Genomic DNA, 24,893 nt, shown 5'->3' with positions numbered 1-24,893 from the left:
CATCAGCTGTGTAATGAATAAGCGATGGCGGAAATAGCAATCAGGCCAATGACGATGACAAAAATATTACTCAGATGACCGCTGTACTTGCGCATCGCCGGGACTTTATTGATGGCGTACATCGGCATCAGGAACAGAATCATGGCGATAACCGGCCCGCCCAGTTTTTCAATCATGCCTAAAATGCTGGGATTCAGGGTGGCGACAATCCAGGTGGTGGCCAGCATAAAGCAGGCGGTGATCCGGTTCAGCTTATTAAGCTCAATGGTTTTGCCTTTGCTGCGCAGCGACTTAATCACCATGCCGTTGAAACCTTCACGCGCGCCCAGATAGTGACCGAGAAAGGATTTGGTAATGGCGATGATGGCGATAATCGGCGCCATCCAGGCAATTAACGGAGAGTTAAAATGGTTAGCCAGATAAGAGAGAATAGAAATATTCTGCGCTTTCGCCTCGGCCAGGTTTTCCGGTGAGAGACTCAGTACGCAGCTGAAGACGAAAAACATCACGGTGAGAACCATCATGATATGGGCGCAGGCTAAAATACGTGAGCATTTTGATGCCGCCTGATCACCGTACTCCTGACGCTTGGCCACCGCAAAGGAGGAGATAATCGGGGAGTGATTGAAAGAGAAAACCATGACCGGAATGGCCAGCCACAGCGTGAACCACAGTCCACCTCCGGTGGTCTCTGAACCACTAAATGAGAGCGTATTCAGAATAGCGCCGTTCCATTGGGGGATCAGATAAAGCGCCAGCAGCATCAGCGCGGCAACAAACGGGAAGACCAGCACGCTCATCGCTTTCACGATCGCTTTTTCACCGAAGCGTACAATAGCCATCATGCCGACAATCAGAATCAATGCCAGTAACGCACGCGGCGGCGATACCAGATGAAGCTGGTGGGTGAGAAAACTTTCGACGGTATTGGTAATCGCCACGCTATAAACCAGCAGAATGGGATAAATAGCAAAAAAGTAGAGCAGGGTAATCAGCTTGCCTGCACCGGTACCAAAATGTTCCTCCACCACTTCAGTAATATTTTCACCCGGATTCCTGCCGGAAAGTACAAAGCGGGTAAGCCCACGATGGGCAAAAAAGGTCATCGGGAAGGCTAACAGCGCCATCACGATTAACGGCAGCAAACCGCCCGTGCCGGCATTGATCGGCAAAAACAGCACGCCGGCACCAATTGCCGTGCCGTAGAGTCCCAGCATCCAGACGGTATCGCTTTTTCTCCAGCGTAGGGTGTCACCTGATAACAGCGTATTTTGAACGGCATCCATAATAGGGTTCCTAATAATAAGAAGAGATAAAATGAATCGGGCAATATTTAAAAACAGGCTTTTTATTTGCTGGCTATTTTAGTAGGGTTTGTCATGGCGGGTTATTTACGGCGATCACATTATTCGGTTTGTAATTTATTTTTTAAGGTATCAAAAGTCATCCCTTATTAATGATGATTTTTAAGGTATCACTTTTAATCCCGCTGTTATCTTTGGCGGCTTTAAATTCCGTGGAAATATCACCAGTGTGATATTCGGAAAATAAATTAACAGAGTTTCTGCGTGGCTGTTATCTACCGGCTTTATCAATTTACCTTTATGTCCGTTTTTTCCCTTCATCCCGCCTTCTAACCGGTTCGTTCTGTCCCGTTCAGTAATCCGCCCGCTTTTGTTCAATGATTTTGAACAGAGGCGTGAACTTTTTCAGCTATCAATCAAACCGCCGCAGGGAGAGACTATAAAAAACATTGAGGAGATTTGAACATGATTTATGTACGCAAAGCAGAAGAACGCGGTCACGCTAACCACGGCTGGCTGGACAGCTGGCACACCTTTTCTTTCGCCAGCTATCACGACGCTAACTTTATGGGTTTCTCCGCGCTGCGGGTGATCAATGAAGATGTGGTGGAAGGCGGCCAGGGTTTCGGTACCCATCCGCATAAAGATATGGAGATTCTGACCTACGTGCTCTCCGGAACGGTTGAGCATCAGGACAGCATGGGCAACAAAGAGCAGATCCCGGCCGGAGAGTTTCAGATCATGAGCGCCGGCACCGGTGTACGTCACTCCGAGTACAACGCCAGCGCCACCGAGCCGCTGCATCTGTATCAGATCTGGATCATTCCTGAGCGTACCGGCATTGAGCCACGCTACGATCAGCGCCGTTTCCCGGATGTGCAGGGACGTCAGCTGGTGCTGAGTCCGGATGCGCGTGAAGGCTCGCTGAAGGTCTATCAGGATATGACCTTATCGCGCTGGGTGCTGGCGGCGGGTGAGCAGGATAACGTGGCGATCGATGCCGGTCGTCGCATCTGGATTCAGGTGGTGAAAGGGGAGGTTACCGTCAACGGTCAGGCGGTGACTACCAGCGATGCGCTGGCAATCTGGGATGAAAGCGCACTCACCATCGAGGCCAGCAGCGCCGCCGAAGTCCTGCTGTTTGATCTGCCACCGGTCTGATTCGGTTACGGGCGCGCCTCGTCGCGCCCGGTTGGCAATCTGTTGTCAGAAAAGTGATAGACTCATCGTACTGAAGCTATAAGGGCGATCCCAGGCGCTACGATGAAGAAGAAAAGACCGGTATTACAGGACGTTGCCGATCGCGTCGGCATTACAAAAATGACCGTCAGCCGTTACCTGCGTAACCCTGAGCAGGTCTCCATTGCCCTGCGCGATAAGATTGCGGTGGCGCTGGATGAGCTGGGTTATATCCCCAACCGCGCGCCCGATATGCTCTCAAACGCGACCAGCCGCGCCATTGGCGTGCTGCTGCCGTCGCTCACCAACCAGGTCTTCGCCGACGTGTTGCGCGGCATTGAAGCCGTCACCGATGAGGCGGGCTATCAGACGCTGGTGGCTCACTTTGGCTACAACCCACAAAAAGAAGAGTTACAGCTGCGCTCGCTGCTCGGCTGGAACATTGATGGGGTGATCCTGACCGAACGCACTCACACGCCCGGCACGCTGCGGATGCTGGAAGTAGCCGGCATTCCGGTGATTGAGGTGATGGACAGCGTGACGCCCTGCCTGGATATGGCGGTAGGCTTCGACAACGTGGAAGCGGCGCGACAGATGACCCAGGCGATCCTCAGCAAAGGTCATCGTCACACCGTTTACCTCGGGGCACGTCTCGATGAACGTACGCTGCAAAAGCAGCGCGGCTATGAAGCGGCGATGCGCGAAGCGGGGCTGACTCCGCGCAGCGTCATGATGGAAGATGCTTCATCCTTCAGCGCCGGCTGTGATCTGCTGCGTGAGGCACAGCGGCTCTATCCTGAAACCGACAGCCTGTTCTGTACCAACGATGACCTGGCCGTCGGCGCGATGTTTGAATGCCAGCGACAGGGTTTGCAGGTGCCGAGCCAGATGGCGATTGCCGGTTTCCACGGGCATGACATCAGTCAGGTGGTGACGCCGCAACTGGCAACGGTCCTGACGCCGCGCGACCGGATGGGGCGTGAAGCGGCAGCACTGCTGCTGGCGCGTATCGGCGGAGAGAGCAGCGCAAATCAGTCGCTCGATGTCGGTTTCGAAATCAGTGAAGGTGGCAGCATCTGATTCTGGCGATTTTATGAGTCAGCTCACACTTTCGTGCTTTTCCCGGTAAAAAGGTTGCCAGGCTGTTAAGTGGTCAAGACAATGAGAAACGACATTGTTATCGGTAACATTGGCAAATCCACACCTGCCGGAGCAGAAAAATGACAACGCAATCCCCGTCGCATCACGTTTTTATCCTGATGGGCGTTTCAGGCAGCGGTAAGTCTGCCGTCGCCAACCAGGTTTCGCATCAACTGAATACCGCCTTTCTCGACGGTGATTTTCTCCATCCGCGCGCCAACATCCTGAAAATGGCTGATGGTCATCCGCTGGATGATAACGACCGCCAGCCGTGGTTACAGGCGCTGAACGATGCTGCGTTTGCGATGCAGCGTACCCAGGCGATTTCAGTGATTGTCTGCTCGGCGCTGAAAAAAAGTTATCGCGATATTCTGCGCCAGGGTAATGACAACCTGCGTTTCGTCTATCTGAAAGGCGACTTCGATACCATCGAAGCCCGTCTTAAAGCGCGCAAAGGTCACTTCTTCAAGCCGCAAATGCTGGTCACCCAGTTTGCGACGCTGGAAGAACCGGGCAGTGATGAGCCGGATGTACTGGTGGTGGATATCGATCATTCACTCGACGAGGTTGTGGCGGCTACGGTTGCGACTATCAGGGACGCAATCAGCCAGGGTTAGAGATGAATACCGCAACACTTGTACTGACCGCAGCAGGCTCCGTCCTGCTGCTGCTTTTTCTGGTGATGAAAGCGCGTATGCACGCCTTTGTCGCCCTGATGTTAGTGTCGATTGGTGCCGGGCTGTTCTCCGGTATGCCGCTGAATCAGATCGCCGAAACCATGCAGAAGGGGATGGGCGGCACGCTCGGCTTCCTAGCCATTGTGGTGGCGCTGGGCGCGATGTTCGGCAAAATCCTGCATGAAACCGGGGCGGTCGATCAGATTGCTATCCGGATGCTGAAAACTTTTGGTCAGAGTCGCGCCCATTACGCAATGGGCATTGCTGGCCTGATCTGCGCGCTACCGCTGTTTTTTGAAGTGGCGGTGGTGCTGTTAATCAGCATCGCTTTTGCCGTGGCGCGGCGTACCGGCGGCAATCTGGTTAAGCTGGTGATCCCGCTGTTTGCCGGGGTCGCCGCAGCCGCCGCTTTCCTGCTGCCGGGTCCGGCACCGATGCTGCTGGCCTCGCAGATGCACGCTGACTTTGGCTGGATGATCCTGCTGGGTCTGTGCGCCGCGATCCCCGGCATGCTGATTGCGGGTCCGCTGTTCGGCAACTTCATCGGGAATCATGTCTCGTTCAGCGCACCGCCGGAAGATCATCAGCCGGATGTGGATGAGAGCAAGCTGCCTTCGTTTGGCTTCAGCCTGTCACTGATTCTGTTCCCGCTGGTGCTGGTTGGCCTGAAAACCATCGGCGCGCGCTTCACCACCGAAGGCACCCCGTTGTATGAGTGGCTGGAGTTTATCGGTCATCCGTTTACCGCGATCCTGCTGGCGTTGCTGGTGGCGATTTATGGTCTGGCCTACCGTCAGGGCATGGACAAAGAGCGGGTGATGCAGGTGTGCGGCAGTGCGCTGCAGCCGGCGGGGATTATCCTGCTGGTGATCGGCGCGGGCGGCGTATTCAAACAGGTGCTGGTCGATTCTGGCGTCGGGCCGGTGCTGGGGAATGCGCTGACCGGTGCGGGACTGCCGATTGCGCTGGCCTGCTTTATTCTGTCGGGCGCAGTGCGGGTGATTCAGGGCTCGGCAACGGTCGCCTGTCTCACCACGGTCGGATTGATCATGCCGGTGATTGAACCGCTGCACTACAGCGGCGCTCAGCTGGCGGCCCTGTCGATCTGTATCGGCGGCGGTTCGATTATCATCAGCCACGTCAACGATGCCGGTTTCTGGCTGTTTGGTCGCTTCACCGGGGCCAGCGAAGCGGAAACCCTGAAAACCTGGACCCTGATGGAAACCATTCTCGGCACCGTCGGTGCAGTGGTGGGGATGATCGCCTTTACGCTGTTATCGTAACGGCGCGGCCTCCGGATGCTCTGTTTAACCGGTCTGTATCGGGCATTGAAATCTGGAGGCCCATCCGTTTTAAATGTTCCTGCTATGTATATTATTGCAACCTAAGGCACGGGCGGCCCTCACTATTCACCGCAATGCTGTTTCTTCACATCTATGATGGGGCGGATAGGCAGCTACAGAGATCATGGTACAAACCAGGGAGAAACGCTGGTGGGATCAACCGCAGCCCGCCAGAACCCAGCTCACCGACAGTAAGTCCGCACTTCCTCCCGGACTCAAATTGCGCGTAATCAGAGCTTTGTCCATCTCTAAAAGCGCCGCTCGATCCCAGCCCTGATCCAGAAGCTGACGCGCATAGCCTTGCACGTAGTGCAACCCGGCCATGCCGCCACGCGATACCAGGTTAGTGTCCTGATTCACGGCCAGCAGACGTAGTAAAAGCTCATGCAGCGTTTCTCCCTGCCAGAGCGCCAGCACCTCGCGCACGGTGGCAAATCCGCTCTCTGCCTCGCCGCGGGCACCGGTTAAGCCAAATTGCTGATACTGTCGCTCGCCTGCCGTCGCCAGGCCTGTGCGGTTCGCGAGTTCATGTTCCACCAGACCCCGACACAGGCGACTGACTTCGAGGCAGAGCCTCCGGGCATCGGGATACGATACGCGTCCGGCGGCAAAGCAAAGTAAGCCCAGTGCAAAAATTCCGCCTTTATGCGTATTTACTCCACCCGTTGCGGTATACATCGCCTGTTCACAAGCGATTCCCATCGGACGAAGCAACCGGAGCTGCTGCTCTGGCGGTTTATCCGCATACTCAAACCCCAATTCGGTAAACCGTGAGAACCAGGGCGTGATGGCGGTAATACTTCGGGCAAACATCGCGTGGTCCATATCACGATGCGAACCGTTATTAAGCGTGTCTACCAGCCCCGGTTTAGGCGTCAACGCCAGTTCAAGCCATAATGCCTCTTCCGCAAGCCTCGCCACGTTCGCTACCCGTGCTTTAGTCGCGAGAAAACCAGTCATTAATCAGTTTCTCCACACATGCAGCGACCTGCTCAACAGGATGCTGACGTGAACGGGAACAGGCATGGGCAGGTTGGTCGCACACCAGGCAACGGCGTAGATTTCTTCCCAGCGAGAGCCGGCCGATATGCCCGTTAGCCGGGCAAATTACGTCCAGATCCCACAGTCTGCCAAGAGGATGTGTCTGTTCCAGCTCAGCACAATGGGCTTTGATTTCTGCCGCTGGATGAGCCACACACCATAACGCCTCCGGCCCGGTTGGTAACCACAAAACATTGCGGTCAAGCACGCGCCAGCGATGCTTTCGCAGCAGTTGATCGCACATTAGCAGCGCCACGCCCATACAGTTGCGATAGCGCTGGTTGTCTTTGACGCTTCCGGGCGTGACCAGCGTCAGGGAAATAATGGGTTGTCTGTAGAGCCTGAGCCAGTCAGCCTGACGCGCCGCGCGCTGCTCACGTGCTGTCAGCAATGCCTCCAGACTGACGCTAGTTCGTGTGTGGGTTTCTGCCGGCATCACGGTTATTCCTTCACTTGTCGAACCGTGTCGATTACGCTGCCGTCACGGTAACGAATGACACCCACAATTCTGTCGGTATACTCAATCGGTGTCGGCTCGCCAACCAAAGAAATTGCCCGGGCATACAACGCTTCGATAGTCACAATGTTTAAACCAGCCGCTTCAAGTCGTTCACGGATTTCCGGGCGGGCCGGGTTTACTGCGATACCCTGATCGGTAACCAATACATCAATACTTTCCCCTGGCGTTAAGCGCGTAGTAACCCGCTTCACGATGGTCGGTATGCGGCTTCGCACTAATGGCGCCACGATAATGGTCAGATTTGCCGCCGCGGCGACATCACAGTGGCCACCGGATGCGCCGCGCATCACCCCGTCTGAGCCGGTGATAACATTCACGTTGAAGTTCGTGTCAATTTCCAGCGCACTGAGGATCACGACATCAAGCTGGTCACAACTCGCGCCCTTGCTCCCGGGATTGGCATAAACGTTGGTGGAAATCTCAATATGATTTTGACTTGTTGCCAGCGAATCTGCGGCCTCACTGTCAAAACACTGCGTATCCAGCAGTGTTTCGATCAGTCCTTTTTTATGCAGATCCACCAGACTGCCGGTAATGCCCCCCAGCGCAAAGCGCGCTTTTATCCCGTGGCGTTCCATTTTATCGCCCATAAAGCGTGTACAGGCCGTAGCTGCTGCGCCAGAGCCGGTCTGCATCGAGAAACCGGGTTTAAAGTAGCCTGAATATTCAATGACCTCTGCCGCGTGGCGGGCAATCAACAACTCCCGGGGATTGCTGGTGGCTCGCGCTGCCCCCACGCTAATCTTCGACGGATCACCTACGCTTTCAACCTGTACAATGTAATCCACCTGATCCTGCACCAGGCTGGCCGGTATATTAGGAAAAGGGACCAGTGCTTCAGTGAGCAGCACGACTTTTTTGGCGAAATGAGCATCGACCATGGCGTAGCCCAGCGAGCCACAGCAGGATTTACCGTGAATACCGTTAGCATTGCCAAATGCATCGCTACAGGGTACGCCTAAGAATGCCACATCGATTTGAAGCTCCCCGTCCTGCAACAGTTTTACGCGGCCACCGTGAGAGTGAATTTGTACTGGTTCGTCCATCAGCCCGTGGGAAATAGCATCGGCGAGCTTGCCGCGCATGCCTGAGGTATAGATTCGGTTGATCACGCCCTGTTCGATATGTTCAATCAGGGTGTCGTTACAGCTCATTAGCGAGCTGGAAGCCAGTGTCAGATTTTTAAAGCCCATTCTGGCCAGCAGGGCAACCACACTGTTAATTACCCGATCGCCTTCACGAAACGCATGGTGAAAGGATATGGTCATTCCATCCTGCAGACCACTGCGCACTACGGCTTCTTCTAAGGAACTACACAGTTTGCGACGCTGTTTCGCCTCAGTATCAGCGAGCCACGGAGTGGTGCTGCAGGCGGTGTCAAACGGGGTTAAGTTCCGCAGATGAGGAAAATTGATATGAAGAAGTTCTGTCTGATTCATGTGAAATCCTTAACGACGTAAGCCTGAGGCAGCCGCGCGTTCCAGTACCCTTTGCGCATGCTCAATAATCGGTGCATCTACCATTTTGCCGTTGAGCGACACGACGCCCAGGCCATTGCGTTCGCCCTCTTTTGCCGCTTCTGTTACCCGCCGGGCGTGTTCTACTTCAGACTGGGTTGGCGCATAGGCGTTATGTAACAGATCGATCTGGCGAGGGTTAATGAGCGATTTACCGTTAAAACCCATTTTGCGGATAAGCTCTACTTCACGCAGGAATCCAGCCTCATCGTTCACGTCTGACCATACGACGTCAAAGGCATCGATCCCGGCGGCACGTGCGGCGTGCAGTACAGCGCAGCGGGCATAAAACAGCTCGGTACCATCCCCGCGTTCCGTCTGCATATCCATCACATAATCAAAACCAGCCAGCGCGATACCGATCAGGCGCGGAGTACTTCGGGCAATCGCCACGGCGTTAATCACGCCAAGTGCGGACTCAATGGCCGCCATCACTCGCGTCGATCCCACTTCACGCCCGCATGCGCCTTCAATTCGGGTTAGATGTTCTTCAAGCTCGTCAATTTCTTCGGGCGTATCCGTTTTTGGCAAACGAATAACATCAGCGCCTCCTCTTACGGCGGCTTCCAGATCCAGCAAGCCAAATGGTGTGTTCAGCGGGTTAATGCGTACGACAGTTTCAATCTCCTGATACATCGGATGTTGCAGTGCATTGAAAACCAGCAGGCGAGCACTGTCCTTCTCGCGCAGAGCGACAGCATCTTCAAGATCAAACATGATGGAGTCGGGATGGTATATGAAGGCAGTTGAGAGCATGGCAGCATTGGCACCGGGTAAAAACAGCATGCTGCGACGAAGTGGGCTCATTGCATTTTTCTCCAGTCGATGGATGTTTCGTCTGTTGCGCGAAGAATCGCGCTTTGCAGACGGGCGCGAATCACGCAGTCCAGTGCGCCTTTATCCTGGATGATAATCAGTCCTTCCTGTACGTTCAGGGCGTGCAATGTCTCATCGACGACCCGGCGAATCTGCTCGCCAAACTGCTTAATGACTTCACTGTTGATGATAATTTCCAGCTCGCCAGCCGCCGGGGCTATCCTGACCATCAGGTCGCTGGATTCCAGCGTTCCAGCCAGCGCTTCCCTTACAATATTCATTTTAATTTCCTGATAATTATGCTGTTTCTTTGCCCGAGCTACAGTGCAATTTAAGGTGTGAGAAGGTGGATTGCGGCACAATCTCCTGGATACGCGAAAACTGGTCTGTTTTTAGTAACCGACGGACTTCGGACGCTGAAATGGCTTTGCCATTCGCTTCTAGCCGCTGAATTTCGATTACCTCGATTTGTGAAGCGAGCAACAGATGCAATGTCTGATTGTATTGACGGGTGATATCGCAAAAGGGTTCGGTACCGATAAAACGATGGGTGATGCCTAACGCGGGTCCGATAAAATTACGAAATATCAGTACGTCGATTTCACTCCATGCCTGTTCTACTTTGACGCTGTCCTTTAGGAAATAGGCCGGAAAAGTCGCACGAGAAATGATGTATTGTGAACCTTCATGTACGGATACATTTGGCAGATGCGCGACACCTGCCCGCACCATATTCAGGCGGGCGGTAAACGAGAAGAACGACGAGTCTTGTTGCACCACAAAGATATGCAACCAGTCGCACTGTTTCACCGCCTGCTCCACTAAGTGACGATGTCCCAGGGTGAAAGGGTTAGCATTCATTACAATCGCACCGATACGATCGCCGTTCTTGCGCAGCGCGCTGAGCGATTGACAGTAACGCGTAATGCCCTGCGGGGTATTCTCCAGTAGAACGGCGTTATTGCCACTTTGCGCAATCGGCCAAAAACCACAACGTGCAAAACGCGTCATATTATTGGGTCGGGAGCAAAGGAATAGGTGAAAATGGCCGCGAGCCAGTGCGGCATTTTCTACTTCTGTCAGCAGTCGGCTGCTCAGATTGGTGCCTCGTAGTTGCTCCCTGACCGCTACACACTTAATTACGTTAGCGGCAAGTCCTGCACATCCCACCAGTTCTGAACCAGACCAGGCTTCTACAAACAGCGTGACATCGTTATCCAGTTCCAGACCGCTGTCTGCCAGCAAACAGCGAATCTGCCTTAATCGTTCCGGATGCGTTGATACCACCGTCAGGTGGAAATCAAGAATAGGTTGTCTGAACATCATGTGTTACCTGGTGCGCTGTTTTCAGCACCTGTGCTGGCGCTTCCATGATCATATTGCTCAAATGGCCGATATTTTCGATTTCAACCTCAATGCAATCGCCATCCTTCATAAACAATGGGGGATTACGCTTTTTACCTACTCCACCAGGCGATCCGGTGATGATGACATCACCCGGGCTCAAACGCGTGAAGGTGCTGATATATTCGATCAACTCAGCGACCTTATGGATCATGCTGCCAGTGTTATCCTCCTGTACCATGCGGCCATTGAGCCAGGTGCGGATCGCAAGTTGATGAGGATCGGGTATTTCATCTGCTGTCACCATCCAGGGACCAAACGCACCGGTCTGGCGCCAGTTTTTACCGGCGGTGAACCAGGAGTGCTGCCAGTCGCGCGCAGAACCATCCATATAGCAGCTGTAACCGGCCACATAGCGGAGCGCGACATCACGACCAATGCTTTCACCGCCTTTTCCGATGATCACCGCCAGCTCTCCTTCATAGTCGAACTCGCTGGAGTGATGTGGCTTAAGCACCGGTGATTTATGGCCGGTCTGAGAGTCAGGAAAGCGGATAAACAGCGTGGGTGCTGGATTATGCTGATCGAATTCCTCGCGTTTCGCGGAATAATTCATGCCTACGCAGAGGATTTTCCCAGGCTGCTCAATAACCGGTAAAAAGGCGATTTCGTCTGTTCTCATATCAACGGTATCGTTGAGATAACGCATCGCCTCAGTTAGCCCGTCGCCCTGCAGCAGCGCTTTCAGATCGATAAAGCGATCGCCCAGTCGCTGGCCCAGGTCTATCACTCCGTTGGCTGTTACGAGGCCGTAACTGCGTTTACCCTTATGGATATAGCTTGCAAGTTTCATTGTGATTTCCTGAAAATTTAAACGAGGAAGTTGCCCAGTATCAGCAAAGAAACGGAGACGTTAATCGCGCCACCGATACGGGTTGCAATCTGGGCGAAAGGCATCAGGCTCATACGGTTACCTGCGGTCAGAATGGCTACGTCGCCGGTACCTCCCTGACCGCTCTGGCAACAAGAGACGATGGCGACATCAATGGGATGCATACCAATTTTTTTACCCACAATGAACCCGGTCGCAACCAGCGCAGAGACGGTGCTGATAATCACCAGCAGATTGCTCAAGGTGAAAGCATTTACCAGCTCTTGCCAGGGGGTGATTGCCACACCAACAGCGAAGAGAATCGGATAGGTCACCGAGGTCTGAAAGAACTTGTATACCACCTGCGAGCCTTCCAGAAGCCGTGGAGAAACCCCGTGACATAGCTTTACCAGTACGGCCATAAAAAGCATGCCAACCGGTGCTGGCAGCCCGATCAATTTGTGGCCGAGCATACCCAGCATATAAAGCAGCACCGCCAGCAGCACACCGGAGGCAATAGTGGTCACGTCCATTTTTCCAGAGAGGGCTGGCTGAGAAGGGGTGGCATCCACATTGGTGCAGTCAGGCATTAACTGACCTTCACCGGTCAATTGTGGGAAGCGTTTACCGAGTTGGTTAAGGCAACCGGAGATAATGATGGCAGTTAAGCTACCCAGCATCACCATCGGCAGTACACGACCAAGCGCAACACCCTGGTCCATATGCAGCAGCGTAGCGTAGCCGATTGAAAGGGGGATGGCACCTTCTCCTACGCCTCCTGCCATAATCGGTAAAATGATGAAAAAGAAGATCTGGAATGGTTCAAGACCAAGTGCGATACCCACACCCATTCCGACGAGCATGCCGACAATTTCGCCGCATACCATCGGGAAGAAAATACGCAGGAAACCCTGAATCAGGACGGTACGGTTCATGCTCATAATGCTGCCGACAATGATGCAGCAGATATAAAGATAAAGAATATTGGTGGATTTATAAAACCGGGTGGTGGACTCTACGACGACATCAGGCAGAAGACCGTAATAGACCATTGCGGAGGGGATAAACGTCGCACAAATTGCAGCGGCACCGAGTTTACCTATAACAGGCAGGCGCTTGCCAAACTCTCCACAGGCAAAGCCGAAGAATGCCAACGTGGCAACCATCACCACGATGTCGCTGGGCAGTTTGCCGCCAAGGCAATCAATCGCAATTAACGCGCCAGCTAATACAAATAGTGGCAGAGGAATGATACCCACTTTCCAGGTATCCATAATGTGCCACCAGCGTTCTTTTAATGACGGGCGTTTGATATTTATCTGATCATGGATTGCTGAGATAGAATCGTCAGTTGTGCTCATAAGTAATCCCCTTAATTATTTAAGGGTTAAGTTTAAGATCGTCGGTGATAATTTTTTGTGAGGGATGGCATATAAAAATTTAAGTTTTTATGGTCTCTATAGTTTTAATGGTTTTTATAGTTTAATGTGATTGAGGGTTTAATTAATTTTGTGGTTTTAATGGTTTTTTTTCATTATCGAACAATCAAATAACATTTGGGTGCTTTTCACGTAAGTAAATATTTTCTGTCGAGGTTTTAATAAATCGCTCTGTGCAAGCGATCGCAACTTTCAGCTAAATAGCTCATCATCCGAAGTAAAAGTGATATATTTTCTGCTCCCGTTGATTCTGCTCATAACAGTGATGAGAGTATCATTTCAGATGAAAGTGTCATTCCAGGTAAAGTTGTTTCTTTCGCTGGTTGTTTTTTTCTCCGGACTGTTTTCGCTTCTGGCAGGGTATTATTACTTCGATGTTTCAAGAGAACTCTATAAAGAAATGAGTATTCGCGCGAAAATACAGGCGGAGGAAATTGCACTTATTCCTGGTTTACGTCAACAAGTGGAGGAAAAAAATGCTTCTGCAATCCATCACCTCATGAATCAAATTGCCGTTCATAGCGATGCCAGCTTCATGGTGGTTGGAGATAATAAAGGGACACATCTGTTTCACTCGGTGCGCGAGGAGCGAGTAGGTACTCCGCTGGTTGGGGGTGATAACGACGCCGTGCTGCAGGGTAAAAGCATTACCACTATCCGGGAAGGTGGTCTGGGCATCTCACTGCGGAGTAAAGCGCCTATCTTTAACGCTACCGGGCAGGTTATTGGTATCGTTTCTGTCGGTTATCTGACCAGTTATCTCAACACTATCACCGTCACGAAGGTCGTAAACATTCTGATTGCTGCGGTGCTGCTGCTTATTGCTTTGTTTATCTTCTCATGGTTCTTCACCCGCAGTATCAAGAAACAGATCTTCTCACTGGAGCCGCGTGAGATTGGATTACTGGTACGCCAGCAAAGTGCCATGATGGAGTCTATTTATGAAGGAGTCATAGTCATTGATCGTGACCTGCGGATTGAGGTAATCAATCAGGCTGCCCGCAAGCTATTGAGTTTGTCTCAAAGCGCACAGCAACTGCGAGGTCAGCTGATAAGCCAGATTATTCGCCCTGTGTCGTTCTTCGAATCCTCAACCATTTTAAGCCAGGATACCCACGATGAAGTGTGTCATTTTAACGATCTTAGAGTATTTGCCAGCCGCGTAAGCGTCATGCTGGAAAATTCGCTACAGGGCTGGGTCATTACCTTTCGCGATCGCAATGAAATCGACACGCTCAGTGCCCAACTCAGTCAGGTCAAATGCTACGTTGATAATCTGCGCGTTATGCGCCACGAACAGCTTAATCTCATGACGATACTTTCCGGCCTGCTGCATATGGGGCGTTATGAGGAAGCGATCGGTTTTATTCAGGCGTTATCGGCGCACGAACAAGAGCTGTTGGACTTCATCTCTTCACGCTTTTATTCACCTATGCTCTGCGGCCTGCTGACAGGGAAATCGGCTCAGGCACGTGAGAAAGGTGTCGAACTGCGTTTTGATCCCGGCTGCCGGATGGACGAACCTTTTGTTTCTATACCGGAAGCTGAGCTGGTTTCCATCATTGGAAACTTACTGGATAACGCAATTGAATCGACCCAACGAACTTCACGCCCATACCAACCTGTTGAAATTTTTATAAAACTAAACGCGAGTGAGTTAGTCATTGAGGTGGCTGACCAGGGGGCTGGAATTAAGCCTGAGATCCGCGACAGACTATTCGAACGGGGCACGACCACAAAAAATCAGGGCGATCATGGCATTGGCCTGTACCTGATTGAGCACTATGTCACCCACTCAGGTGGGGTGATTGAGGTCGCTGATAATATCCCCCGTGGCGCCATTTTCTCGCTTTTTATTCCAGTGACGGCAGCCGCCCGGCCCCTTACGCGGAAGGTGAAAGAGACCGACTATGCAACATGAACCCATTGATGTACTTATCGTTGAAGACGAGAAAGAGCTGGCTCAGCTTCACGCCGAACTGATAAATAAGCATCCACGTCTTCGACTGGTGGGCATTGCCTCTTCACTTGCTGAGGCGCAGGCCCTGCTGACAAGTTTAAAGCCGCAGCTTGTCTTACTGGACAATTATCTGCCCGATGGTAAAGGGCTTAGTCTGGTCAGTAATCCCTTACTGATCCCTGCTCACTGTTCGGTCATTTTTATCACCGCGGCAAGCGATATGGATACCTGCAGCCTGGCGATCCGTAGCGGTGCGTTTGATTATATTCTTAAACCCGTATCCTGGCGGCGACTTAAACAGTCACTGGAGCGCTTCGTGCAATTTGCTGAACAGCAGCGGATCTGGAAGATTGTTGATCAACAAAACGTAGATTCGCTTTATCAGTTACAGGCTAAAAACTACCGTCAGGATAATGGCAACAAAGGTATCGAGGAAAGCACGCTGGCACGGGTGCAGCGCTTTTTTAACGAAAGCGAAAGACACAGCTTCTCTGTAGATGAAGTGGTCAGCAAAACGGGGCTCAGCAAAACGACCAGCCGACGCTATCTGGAACACTGCGTAGAGGCAGGATTTCTGAGCGTGGAAATGTTGTATGGAAAAATTGGACACCCCCGGCGGATGTACAAACGGAGTGAACATTGATGGTGGATTTTTGGCGGCGCGCTTCCCCAATGGAAAGGGGAAGCGCGTACAGGCTACAGCTTGAGGTAGGCCCGAATCCCATCGAGGAACATCTGGGTTGCCAGCATAATCAGAATCAATCCCATCAGCCGCTCCAGCGCATTGACTCCTTTATCACCCAGCAGCCGCAGGAACAGGCCTGACAGCAGCAAAATACCTACCGTCACGCCCCAGGCGATCAACAGCGCGCCAACCAGGTGCGTCATCTGTTGCGGATACTGATGTGACAACAGCATCAGGGTCGCCAGCAGCGAGGGTCCGGCAACCAGCGGGATCGCCAGCGGCACCAGAAACGGCTCTTCACCCGCCGGTAAACCGGTACTGCTGCTCTCTTCCGACGGGAAAATCATTTTGATGGCAATCAGGAACAGAATCACTCCGCCAGAAATCGATACCGTCTCGGTACGCAGGTTGAGAAACGCCAGGATGCGCTCGCCGGTAAACAGAAACAGCAGCATGATGATTAACGCGATCAACATTTCGCGAATCAGCACCACTCGCCGCCGTTTCGGTTCCAGATGCTTTAAAACCGACATAAAAATCGGCAAATTGCCCAATGGGTCCATAATTAACAACAATAATATGGTCGCTGAAATCATTTCAGTCATTCGTTTTACGCCGTCTTGTGTGCCGGAAATGGCTGTTATTAGTTACGCTGCTGAAAAAGTTAGCGTAATCGAATTAATTCACTTGCCAGAAAGCCTGCATTTTGTAGAGTTGATGGTCACAGGTAAATCTTATTATTACGCAGAGCGACGTGCAAAGAACACGTCGTTCTCTCCTCTGACATAAAAGCAGGTGTAAAACCGCCTGAGACGGACACGACATGAAGAATGTAGGTTTTGTTGGTTGGCGCGGTATGGTCGGCTCAGTGCTGATGTCCCGCATGAGCGAAGAGCGCGATTTTGATCTCATCAATCCGGTCTTCTTCTCGACGTCGCAGCACGGTCAGGCGGCTCCCGCCTTTGCCGGTAAGCAGCAGGGCGTACTGCAGGATGCGTTTGATATTGAGGCACTGCGTGCGCTGGATATCATCATTACCTGTCAGGGCGGCGACTACACCAGTGATGTCTATCCGAAGCTGCGCAGCAGCGGCTGGCAGGGTTACTGGATCGATGCGGCCTCTACGCTGCGGATGAAAGACGATGCGATCATCATCCTCGATCCGGTTAACCATCAGGTGATTCGTGAGGGTATCGATCGCGGCATTAAAACTTTTGTCGGCGGAAACTGCACCGTCAGCCTGATGCTGATGTCGCTTGGCGGACTGTTTGCCCAGGATCTGGTGGAGTGGGCTTCGGTTGCCACCTATCAGGCGGCTTCTGGCGGCGGTGCGCGCCACATGCGTGAACTGCTGACCCAGATGGGGATGCTGCACGATCACGTTGCCCCTGCGCTGCAGAACCCGGCCTCCGCCATCCTCGACATCGAGCGTAGCGTGACCGACTTCACCCGTTCCGGTACGCTGCCGACCGATAACTTCGGTGTGCCGCTGGCGGGCAGCCTGATTCCGTGGATCGACAAGCAGCTGGAAAACGGTCAGAGCCGTGAAGAGTGGAAAGGTCAGGCGGAAACCAACAAGATTCTGGCGACCCGTCATGTGATTCCGGTCGATGGGCTGTGCGTGCGCGTCGGTGCGCTGCGCTGCCACAGTCAGGCGTTTACCCTGAAGCTGAAGCGTGACCTGCCGCTGGCTGAAATCGAGCAACTGCTGGCATCCCACAATGAGTGGGTCAAAGTGGTGCCAAACGATCGCGAACTGACGATGCGCGAACTGACGCCTGCCGCGGTGACCGGCACGCTGACTACGCCGGTTGGCCGATTGCGTAAACTGAATATGGGACCGGAGTATCTCTCCGCCTTCACCGTCGGTGACCAGCTGTTATGGGGCGCGGCTGAACCGCTGCGTCGTATGTTGCGGTTGTTAACCAACTAAACAGCAAACATCGCCAAAGGCCGGATTTATGATCAATGCCGATCAGGTGAGACAAAGATGATCGGCTAACCGCCTGGTCGCTATGTAAAAGCCCGTAATCAATACTGATGGTTGCGGGCTTTTTGTTTTTCGTTAAGCATCTGGATGATTTTTTGAGTTTCAGCGAAAAAGCTCTCAGCGTTTTATGACGTATGTTTTGAGACTGATAGGATGGCTTAGGACAGAGACTTGCATCATTGTAATATGCACATTGCATCGCTGCTCAACGGGGCAGATAGCGTCTTAAAAATTGAATTCGTCAGACTGAATCTGCCAACACTCTCATTGAGGTCTTAATCGTCAACAAATCATCATTTATCAAACATACGCAATGCAGGCTTTTTGAGAAGCTAATGCATTTGACGGCATGAGAATGATGGTGTGGTGGTCACTAAGGATGTAATACAGTGGTTAAAAAGAAAAAGCCCCGTGGGGCTTTTTCTATTCAGTATCACTTTTCTTTATAGTGATGATTGTTTTTGCATGGCGGGAATGGATCATCTTTTTTTACATGGCGGTCATAGGCAGTTCCTGCGTATGAATTGTCAGTATCATGATACTGACCATAAGTTCCAGTCTTAGGGCATGGTTGCCCTGACCAATGTTTTGCCATTGTTAATTTCCTTATTAATATAGACATCTTAATTGATGTCTTTTGTTTAGATACGACTAACTCCTCTTGCTTTCAATCATTTTGTTTTAACTTTCACCGCTTCATTTCCAAAGTGTGATGATGTTCAAAACTGAATGAATTATTCATTCTTTAGAATGTTAATTCTCTGTATTTGCAGAGTTGGTAAAGTAAAAAAATAGTTGCGTCATTACAGGCAGCAATGTTTGGAGCGAAGGTAGTGTCTGCGAGTTTCTTTCTGAAATAGACTACCTATACGATGATACTGGTATGCCATTTTAGCGCTGCAGCGATGAGTATAAGTTCATGTCATTATATTTTTTCAGTTGTTTTTTCCGCATTAATCTCTTTCAGCTACGCGTTTCTTTCCGATGCTCTATGCCCGTACATTCCAGTCATCGGTATACTGCACATTTCCATCAACATAACGCCATGTGATTTTGTCATACATCATGGATATCGATTCCATATGATTAATTTGCGCATTACCTGACATTTTAGCGTTTGGCATACCGGGATTCACACCAGTAATCTTTACCCCCTCGATAGTCATGACAAAGTAACACTCTTCCTGTCCTGCATAGTTGATTCTATACCAACGGATTTCCGCACTTTTCAGCGTCTGCCCCGTAGCTACCGCCTTGTAAAGATAAGGACTTGAGCTATCAAACTCCTTTTCGATCATCATCGGTGAGTGTGAACGCTTACCGGTAATCTTGCCGTTGGTGCTGTCTACAGGAATATTCAGCCCATGACTGAAACCAACAATCTCAATGCTGCCCTCGCGATCCCTGACATCAACAGAGCCTTCAATATGAGCACCGCCATCATCTTTGAGCCACATATAAGCAGGAATTGGCATGTCATCATCTCCTTATTTTTCTGATTAACTTCATTGTTATGGAAAAAAGTGCTGTAGTGATAACTATGTTAGTGAGGAAACTAATATAGAAATACGTATCATCTATTGCCTCTGCTCCAATTTCCCCAGGGCCATAAAGCATACTTCCCAGCTTTAAAACGAAATCATAGTGAATCCAGTTATAGGGTTCACCCATAGCCCGGCCCACGAAAATTAAAAGCAGAAGGAAGAGGGCTACCTTCCCTGATTTATGGGCAAGTGTCGCCATAAGTGATGACCTCAATAGTGCCATAGGCTTTTAAGTCTGTGTCCGGAACCGGGATTTTGGACGTTCTTAACAGAGCATTCCTCAACATGTTGAAGTCTGATTGCCAGGCCAGCGTAATGCAGCCCTCTGAGACCTGACCAGGATGAAGTCTGAAACTCCCCCGGTCTACACCCCTAAAGAAAGTGCTATCGTCGATCATGCTATCAGCACGAAAAAGGGCAAACCATTCTGAATGATCAACATGATACTTAAATGCACTTTTTATTTCGTCAATAGCCCATGCTCTGACGCTATTGACCCAATTTCCAGAAGGTCTGTCAACTATGTAGTAATATCCGGCAGGTAATGGCCCCTTATTGATTATCATCCCGCAGCCACCTTTATTACGGTAGATACCATTACCAGAAAAAGCTAAAAATGTGCCTAAACCTGGAAAAATGAGTGGGGAATAATCAGCGTTATTGATTACAAACTTTCCTTGTAAAGCCATAGCAATCCTTTGGCCTCTGACAATGTGTATTTGCATGCTAATGCACAGTAAAAAACAGATGTACGGCTATTTCGTGCAAAGTTTAAGATCGTGAAGCAGATTCACTTCTTACCCTTTTTATGGCGTGATTCTGTTCATGTCAGAAACATGCTGTTAACCATCGATTTACAGCTCATTATCAGGTAGCTTTTCTTAACCGTCGTCTGCACTCATTGATCCTGGCGTCTGACAGGGGTCGGCATCAGCGACACATTTCCGATCCGATGAAAAATGTTGCTTCATCAGTCGGGATATTGCAGGCAGCATAAATGAAAATAATCATTGTTTTTACCCGGTTTTTTTGTCCCTGTCGTACACGAAACAACCTGCCGTTTCGCTTACAAAGTGATCAGCTTCCCTTTTTTGCCGGTCGATGAATAATTTTTTGGTTTCGACCATGGCAACTGCCGCTACCAAGCTATGATTTAACCATGATGTACCGCGAGTTGACTGTTTTGCTTTCCGGACTAAATGGTTGTTGTACACGGCAAAGACCTTTTCCCATGGAATGGCCAGATGCCTTTTGTCGTCGTACGTATGGCTCAATAAAGAGCAGCGCATGTGAAGCGTGACAGGCTGCGTCGCGTTCATTTCGCCTGCCAACTATCACAGGAAGAAAGTCATGTCAGAGCTTCCCGATCGCGATGCGATCAACGCCCTGTTTGCAGGTAATTATGCCGATCCGTTTGCGTTACTGGGGATGCACCAGACTCAGCAAGGCCTGGAAGTCCGGGCGTTGTTACCCGAAGCGCTGGAAGTGTGGGTTATTGAAACCTCCACCGGGCGTAAACTTGCCCAGCTGGCGTGCGAAGATGCACGCGGCTTTTTCAGCGGTGTGATCCCACGCCGCAAAAACCGTTTCCGCTATCAGCTGGCGGTGAACTGGCACGGCCAGCAGAACCTGATCGATGATGCTTACCGCTTTGGCCCGTTGCTGCAGGAGATGGATCTGTGGCTGCTGGCTGAAGGGACCCATCTGCGTCCCTACGAAACGCTGGGCGCGCACGGTGACGTGATCGATGGCGTTACCGGTACCCGTTTCTGCGTCTGGGCGCCGAACGCCCGTCGCGTATCGGTAGTGGGTGATTTCAATTTCTGGGATGGCCGCCGTCATCCGATGCGTCTGCGCAAAGAGATGGGCATCTGGGAGCTGTTTGTGCCAGGTGCGGTAAACGGTCAGCTGTACAAGTTTGAGATCATTGATGCCAACGGCGAGCTGCGTATCAAAGCGGACCCGTTCGCTTTTGAAGCGCAGATGCGCCCGCAAACGGCCTCAATGATTTGTGGCCTGCCGGATGCGATCGAGATGAAAGAGGAGCGCAAAGCGGCCAACGCCTTCGATGCGCCAATCTCTATTTATGAAGTACATCTCGGTTCATGGCGACGCCACACCGATAATAACTTCTGGCTGAGCTACAAAGAGCTGGCTGAGCAGCTGGTGCCCTACGTTAAAGAGATGGGCTTTACCCATATTGAACTGCTGCCGATCAACGAACATCCGTTTGATGGCAGCTGGGGTTATCAGCCGCTGGGCATGTATGCGCCAACCCGCCGCTTTGGTACCCGTGATGAGTTCCGCGCCTTTATCGACAGCGCTCACGCCGCCGGCCTGAACGTACTGCTGGACTGGGTGCCGGGCCACTTCCCGAGCGATGACTTCGGTCTGGCGAAATTCGACGGCACTGAGCTGTATGAACACAGCGATCCGCGTGAAGGTTTTCATCAGGACTGGAACACCCTGATCTATAACTTTGGCCGGCGTGAAGTCAGCAACTATCTGTCGGGCAATGCGCTCTACTGGGTCGAACGCTTTGGCATCGATGGTCTGCGCGTCGATGCGGTGGCGTCGATGATCTACCGCGACTACAGCCGCGCTGAAGGCGAATGGGTGCCGAACCAGTATGGCGGACGTGAAAACCTCGAAGCGATTGAATTCCTGCGCTACACCAACCGCACGCTGGGCACGGTCGCTTCCGGCTCGGTGACGATGGCGGAAGAGTCAACCGACTATCCTGGCGTGACGCGCCCGACCGAGGGCGGCGGGCTGGGCTTCTGGTTCAAATGGAACCTCGGCTGGATGCACGACACGCTCGACTACATGAAGCTCGATCCGATCCATCGCCGTTATCATCACAACCTGATGAGCTTCGGCATGATGTACAACTACACCGAGAATTTTGTCCTGCCGCTGTCACATGACGAAGTGGTGCACGGCAAGCGCTCCATTCTCGACCGTATGCCGGGTGACGCCTGGCAGAAGTTCGCCAACCTGCGCGCCTATTACGGCTGGATGTGGGGCTTCCCCGGCAAGAAACTGCTGTTCATGGGCAACGAGTTTGCTCAGGGCCGCGAGTGGAATCACGACGTCAGCCTTGACTGGCATCTGCTGGAGGGCGGCGACAACTGGCACCACGGCGTGCAGCGTCTGGTACGCGACCTCAACCATACCTATCAGCACTATACGCCGCTGCACCAGCTCGACTTCGATCCGCAGGGCTTTGAGTGGCTGGTGGTCGACGATGCGGAACATTCGGTGTTTGCCTTTGTCCGTCGCGACCGTGAAGGCAATGAAGTGATCGTGGTCAGTAACTTTACGCCGGTGCCGCGTCCGGGTTACCGCTTTGGCGTCAATCAGCCGGGCCGGTGGCGCGAAGTGCTGAACACTGACCAGCATGAGTATCACGGCAGTGACGTGCGCAACCACGGCGTGCATACCGATCAGCAGCCGAGTCATGGGCGACCGCAGTCGCTGAGTCTCAACCTGCCGCCGCTGGCGACCCTGTGGCTGGTGCGGGAGGGCGAATGACCATAACGGCCGGCGATCCGCAGCCGCCTGGCGCCAGTTACGATGGCAAAGGCGTCAATTTCACCCTGTTTTCGCAACATGCCGGGCGCGTCGAGCTCTGCCTGTTTGATGAAAACGGGGTGGAGCAGCGTATGGATCTGCCTGGCCGCAGCGGGGATATCTGGCATGGCTATGTACCCCGACTCAAGCCGGGACAGCGCTACGGCTATCGGGTACACGGTCCCTGGGCTCCGCAGCAGGGCCATCGCTTTAATCCGGCTAAGCTGCTGGTCGATCCCTGCGCCCGCGCCGTTGACGGTGATGTCCCGGACGATCCCCGCTTTCATGGCGGCATTGACGCACCCGATCCCCATGACAGCGCGGCCATCGCGCCAAAGTCGCGGGTGGTCGCCGACGATTTTGACTGGCAGGACGATGTCGCGCCGCGCACGTCGTGGGGCAACACCGTAATTTACGAGGCGCACGTGCGTGGCCTGACCCGCCAGCATCCGGAAATTCCGGAAACGCTGCGCGGCACTTACGCGGCGCTCGGCCATCCTGTTATGGTGGATTACCTGCGTCGGCTCGGCATCACGGCGATTGAGCTGCTGCCGATTGCCCATTTTGCCAGTGAACCGCGGCTGCTTCAGCTGGGGCTGAGCAACTACTGGGGCTACAACCCGTTTGCCTTGTGGGCCGTCGATCCGCGCTATGCCTCGGGTCAGGATGGGCTGACGCCGCTGCAGGAGTTTCAGCAGGCAGTTAAAAACCTGCACGCGGCGGGCATCGAAGTGCTGCTGGATGTGGTGTTTAACCACACCGCTGAGCTGGACGTCATCGGCCCGACAATTTCACTGCGCGGCATCGATAACGCCAGCTACTACTGGCTGGATGAGCAGGGCGACTACCAGAACTGGACCGGCTGCGGCAACACGCTCAATCTGCATCATCCACAGGTGATGGCGTGGGCGCTGGATGCGCTGCGTTACTGGGTGCAGGTCTGTCACGTCGATGGTTTCCGTTTTGACCTGGCTCCGGTGCTGGGCCGTACGCCCGACTACCAGCGCGATGCGCCATTGTTTGAAGCGATACGCGCCTGTCCGGTGCTGTCACAGGTCAAGCTGATTGCCGAACCCTGGGATATCGGCCCCAACGGCTATCAGGTTGGGCATTTTCCTGCGCCGTTTGCCGAGTGGAACGATCGGTTCCGCGATACCGCACGACGCTACTGGCTGCACGGCGCGTTAAGCAACGGCGAGTTTGCCCGCCGCTTTGCCGCCTCCAGCGATCTTTTTCAGCATGAGAACCGGCTGCCACACGCCACTGTCAACCTGATCACTGCGCACGACGGCTTCACGCTGTGGGACGTGGTGAGCTTCGAGCGCAAGCACAATGAAGCCAACGGGGAAGATAACCGTGATGGGCACGGCGACAACTACAGTCACAACCACGGCAAAGAGGGGCTGAGTGTCAGCTTCGATGTGATTGAGCGCCGCCGCCGCAGCGTACGCGGTTTGCTCACCACGCTGTTGCTGTCGCAGGGCACGCCGATGTTGCTGGCGGGCGATGAGCGCGGCAATACGCAGCACGGCAACAACAACGCCTACTGTCAGGACAACGCCCTGAGCTGGCTTGACTGGCAGGCGGACGAGAAAGGACTGGTTGGATTCACCGCCGCCCTGATTCAGCTCCGTCAGCGCATTCCGGCGCTGACGGCGGATCGCTGGTGGCAGGACGGTGATGGCAATGTGCAGTGGCTCAATGCCGGTGGTCAGCCACTGCAACACGATGAATGGGCACAGGGAACGCACAGATTGCAGATCCTGCTGTCCGGCCGCTGGTTAATAACAATAAACGCCACGGATTCGGTGAATGACATCGTCTTACCAGACGGAGAATGGCGTGCCCTTCCTCCTTTCGCCGGGGACGACAACCCCATCCTGTTAACTGTCTGGCATGGTCCCGCACACGGTGTGTGCGTGTTCCAAAAGCAATCATAAGGAGTCAGAC

General features: G+C 52.7%; 24 protein-coding genes. 10 read left to right on the top strand and 14 right to left on the bottom strand.

The annotated features are described in order from the left end of the window. Window positions 1-2 precede the first annotated feature (2 nt). Window positions 3-1,286 (bottom strand): HAAAP family serine/threonine permease, encoded by a 1,284-nt coding sequence (locus ACX3P5_RS17325; protein WP_458969043.1) that lies wholly within the window; start codon window positions 1,284-1,286, stop codon window positions 3-5. A 483-nt stretch (window positions 1,287-1,769) separates the two neighbouring features. Here ACX3P5_RS17325 and ACX3P5_RS17320 point away from each other — a divergent pair, with 483 nt between their 5' ends. The 4 genes from ACX3P5_RS17320 to gntU all read left to right on the top strand — a co-directional run bounded on the left by ACX3P5_RS17320 (window position 1,770) and on the right by gntU (window position 5,583). Continuing rightward, window positions 1,770-2,465 (top strand): pirin family protein, encoded by a 696-nt coding sequence (locus ACX3P5_RS17320; RefSeq protein WP_233986878.1) that lies wholly within the window; start codon window positions 1,770-1,772, stop codon window positions 2,463-2,465. A gap of 102 nt (window positions 2,466-2,567) precedes the next feature. Further along, complete coding sequence (gene gntR / locus ACX3P5_RS17315) at window positions 2,568-3,563, top strand: gluconate operon transcriptional repressor GntR (RefSeq protein WP_233986879.1); 996 nt, start codon at window positions 2,568-2,570, stop codon at window positions 3,561-3,563. A gap of 140 nt (window positions 3,564-3,703) precedes the next feature. After that, complete coding sequence (gene gntK / locus ACX3P5_RS17310) at window positions 3,704-4,240, top strand: gluconokinase (protein WP_233986880.1); 537 nt, start codon at window positions 3,704-3,706, stop codon at window positions 4,238-4,240. 2 nt (window positions 4,241-4,242) lie between these two features. Next, a complete protein-coding gene (gntU, locus tag ACX3P5_RS17305) occupies window positions 4,243-5,583 on the top strand; it encodes a gluconate transporter (RefSeq protein ID WP_069729847.1) in 1,341 nt (446 codons plus the stop codon). A 216-nt stretch (window positions 5,584-5,799) separates the two neighbouring features. Here the strand turns inward: gntU and citG are convergent, their stop codons facing one another. Genes citG through ACX3P5_RS17265 form a run of 8 tightly spaced genes read right to left on the bottom strand, consistent with a single transcriptional unit; the run spans window position 5,800 to window position 13,113 of the window. Beyond that, a complete protein-coding gene (gene citG / locus ACX3P5_RS17300) occupies window positions 5,800-6,603 on the bottom strand; it encodes a triphosphoribosyl-dephospho-CoA synthase CitG (protein WP_458969042.1) in 804 nt (267 codons plus the stop codon). Then, the gene (citX, locus tag ACX3P5_RS17295) at window positions 6,581-7,120 is read right to left on the bottom strand and encodes a citrate lyase holo-[acyl-carrier protein] synthase (protein ID WP_458969196.1); all 540 of its coding nucleotides are present in this window, start codon (window positions 7,118-7,120) and stop codon (window positions 6,581-6,583) included. Before citX ends, citG begins: the two co-directional genes overlap by 23 nt. Before the next feature lie 5 nt (window positions 7,121-7,125). After that, the gene (gene citF / locus ACX3P5_RS17290; protein WP_458969041.1) at window positions 7,126-8,643 is read right to left on the bottom strand and encodes a citrate lyase subunit alpha; all 1,518 of its coding nucleotides are present in this window, start codon (window positions 8,641-8,643) and stop codon (window positions 7,126-7,128) included. Between the two features lie 9 nt (window positions 8,644-8,652). Continuing rightward, entirely contained in the window at window positions 8,653-9,528 is an 876-nt protein-coding gene (gene citE, locus ACX3P5_RS17285) for a citrate (pro-3S)-lyase subunit beta (protein ID WP_458969040.1), read from the bottom strand. Beyond that, a complete protein-coding gene (gene citD, locus ACX3P5_RS17280) occupies window positions 9,525-9,818 on the bottom strand; it encodes a citrate lyase acyl carrier protein (protein ID WP_458969039.1) in 294 nt (97 codons plus the stop codon). The genes citE and citD overlap by 4 nt, the downstream gene beginning before the upstream one ends. A gap of 16 nt (window positions 9,819-9,834) precedes the next feature. Beyond that, entirely contained in the window at window positions 9,835-10,860 is a 1,026-nt protein-coding gene (gene citC, locus ACX3P5_RS17275; protein WP_458969195.1) for a [citrate (pro-3S)-lyase] ligase, read from the bottom strand. Next, entirely contained in the window at window positions 10,838-11,734 is an 897-nt protein-coding gene (locus ACX3P5_RS17270; RefSeq protein WP_458969038.1) for a fumarylacetoacetate hydrolase family protein, read from the bottom strand. Before ACX3P5_RS17270 ends, citC begins: the two co-directional genes overlap by 23 nt. A gap of 17 nt (window positions 11,735-11,751) precedes the next feature. After that, on the bottom strand, window positions 11,752-13,113 hold the full coding sequence (locus ACX3P5_RS17265) for a 2-hydroxycarboxylate transporter family protein (RefSeq protein WP_458969037.1): 1,362 nt from the start codon (window positions 13,111-13,113) through the stop codon (window positions 11,752-11,754). 361 nt (window positions 13,114-13,474) lie between these two features. Here ACX3P5_RS17265 and ACX3P5_RS17260 point away from each other — a divergent pair, with 361 nt between their 5' ends. Beyond that, complete coding sequence (locus tag ACX3P5_RS17260; protein ID WP_458969036.1) at window positions 13,475-15,112, top strand: ATP-binding protein; 1,638 nt, start codon at window positions 13,475-13,477, stop codon at window positions 15,110-15,112. After that, window positions 15,102-15,794 (top strand): response regulator, encoded by a 693-nt coding sequence (locus ACX3P5_RS17255; RefSeq protein ID WP_458969035.1) that lies wholly within the window; start codon window positions 15,102-15,104, stop codon window positions 15,792-15,794. Before ACX3P5_RS17260 ends, ACX3P5_RS17255 begins: the two co-directional genes overlap by 11 nt. A 53-nt stretch (window positions 15,795-15,847) precedes the next feature. Here the strand turns inward: ACX3P5_RS17255 and ACX3P5_RS17250 are convergent, their stop codons facing one another. Further along, entirely contained in the window at window positions 15,848-16,399 is a 552-nt protein-coding gene (locus tag ACX3P5_RS17250) for a YhgN family NAAT transporter (RefSeq protein WP_233988115.1), read from the bottom strand. On the opposite strand from ACX3P5_RS17250, the gene ACX3P5_RS17245 reads away from it, so the two are divergent. After that, a complete protein-coding gene (locus tag ACX3P5_RS17245; RefSeq protein ID WP_458969203.1) occupies window positions 16,290-16,625 on the top strand; it encodes a hypothetical protein in 336 nt (111 codons plus the stop codon). The two genes, ACX3P5_RS17250 and ACX3P5_RS17245, sit on opposite strands and share 110 nt — an antisense overlap. Window positions 16,626-16,659: 34 nt before the next feature. Continuing rightward, complete coding sequence (gene asd, locus ACX3P5_RS17240; protein ID WP_233986881.1) at window positions 16,660-17,769, top strand: aspartate-semialdehyde dehydrogenase; 1,110 nt, start codon at window positions 16,660-16,662, stop codon at window positions 17,767-17,769. Between the two features lie 490 nt (window positions 17,770-18,259). Here asd and ACX3P5_RS17235 read toward each other — a convergent pair whose 3' ends face one another. From ACX3P5_RS17235 to ACX3P5_RS17220, 4 genes are all read right to left on the bottom strand, one after another. After that, on the bottom strand, window positions 18,260-18,421 hold the full coding sequence (locus ACX3P5_RS17235) for a hypothetical protein (protein ID WP_336756769.1): 162 nt from the start codon (window positions 18,419-18,421) through the stop codon (window positions 18,260-18,262). Between the two features lie 394 nt (window positions 18,422-18,815). Further along, a complete protein-coding gene (locus tag ACX3P5_RS17230; RefSeq protein WP_336756767.1) occupies window positions 18,816-19,301 on the bottom strand; it encodes an Hcp family type VI secretion system effector in 486 nt (161 codons plus the stop codon). Window positions 19,302-19,549: 248 nt separating this feature from the next. Further along, the gene (locus ACX3P5_RS17225; protein WP_458969034.1) at window positions 19,550-20,059 is read right to left on the bottom strand and encodes a DUF2778 domain-containing protein; all 510 of its coding nucleotides are present in this window, start codon (window positions 20,057-20,059) and stop codon (window positions 19,550-19,552) included. Window positions 20,060-20,386: 327 nt separating this feature from the next. Further along, a complete protein-coding gene (locus ACX3P5_RS17220) occupies window positions 20,387-20,689 on the bottom strand; it encodes a hypothetical protein (RefSeq protein WP_233986884.1) in 303 nt (100 codons plus the stop codon). A 31-nt stretch (window positions 20,690-20,720) separates the two neighbouring features. On the opposite strand from ACX3P5_RS17220, the gene glgB reads away from it, so the two are divergent. Together glgB and glgX are read left to right on the top strand one after the other, a co-directional pair. Next, the gene (glgB, locus tag ACX3P5_RS17215) at window positions 20,721-22,904 is read left to right on the top strand and encodes a 1,4-alpha-glucan branching enzyme (RefSeq protein ID WP_233986885.1); all 2,184 of its coding nucleotides are present in this window, start codon (window positions 20,721-20,723) and stop codon (window positions 22,902-22,904) included. After that, window positions 22,901-24,883, top strand: a complete 1,983-nt coding sequence (gene glgX / locus ACX3P5_RS17210) for a glycogen debranching protein GlgX (RefSeq protein ID WP_458969033.1) — start codon at window positions 22,901-22,903, stop codon at window positions 24,881-24,883. Before glgB ends, glgX begins: the two co-directional genes overlap by 4 nt. Window positions 24,884-24,893 lie beyond the last annotated feature (10 nt).

The organism is Pantoea sp. S-LA4 (assembly GCF_054482835.1).
This window is presented reverse-complemented; position numbering and strand designations above follow the sequence as displayed.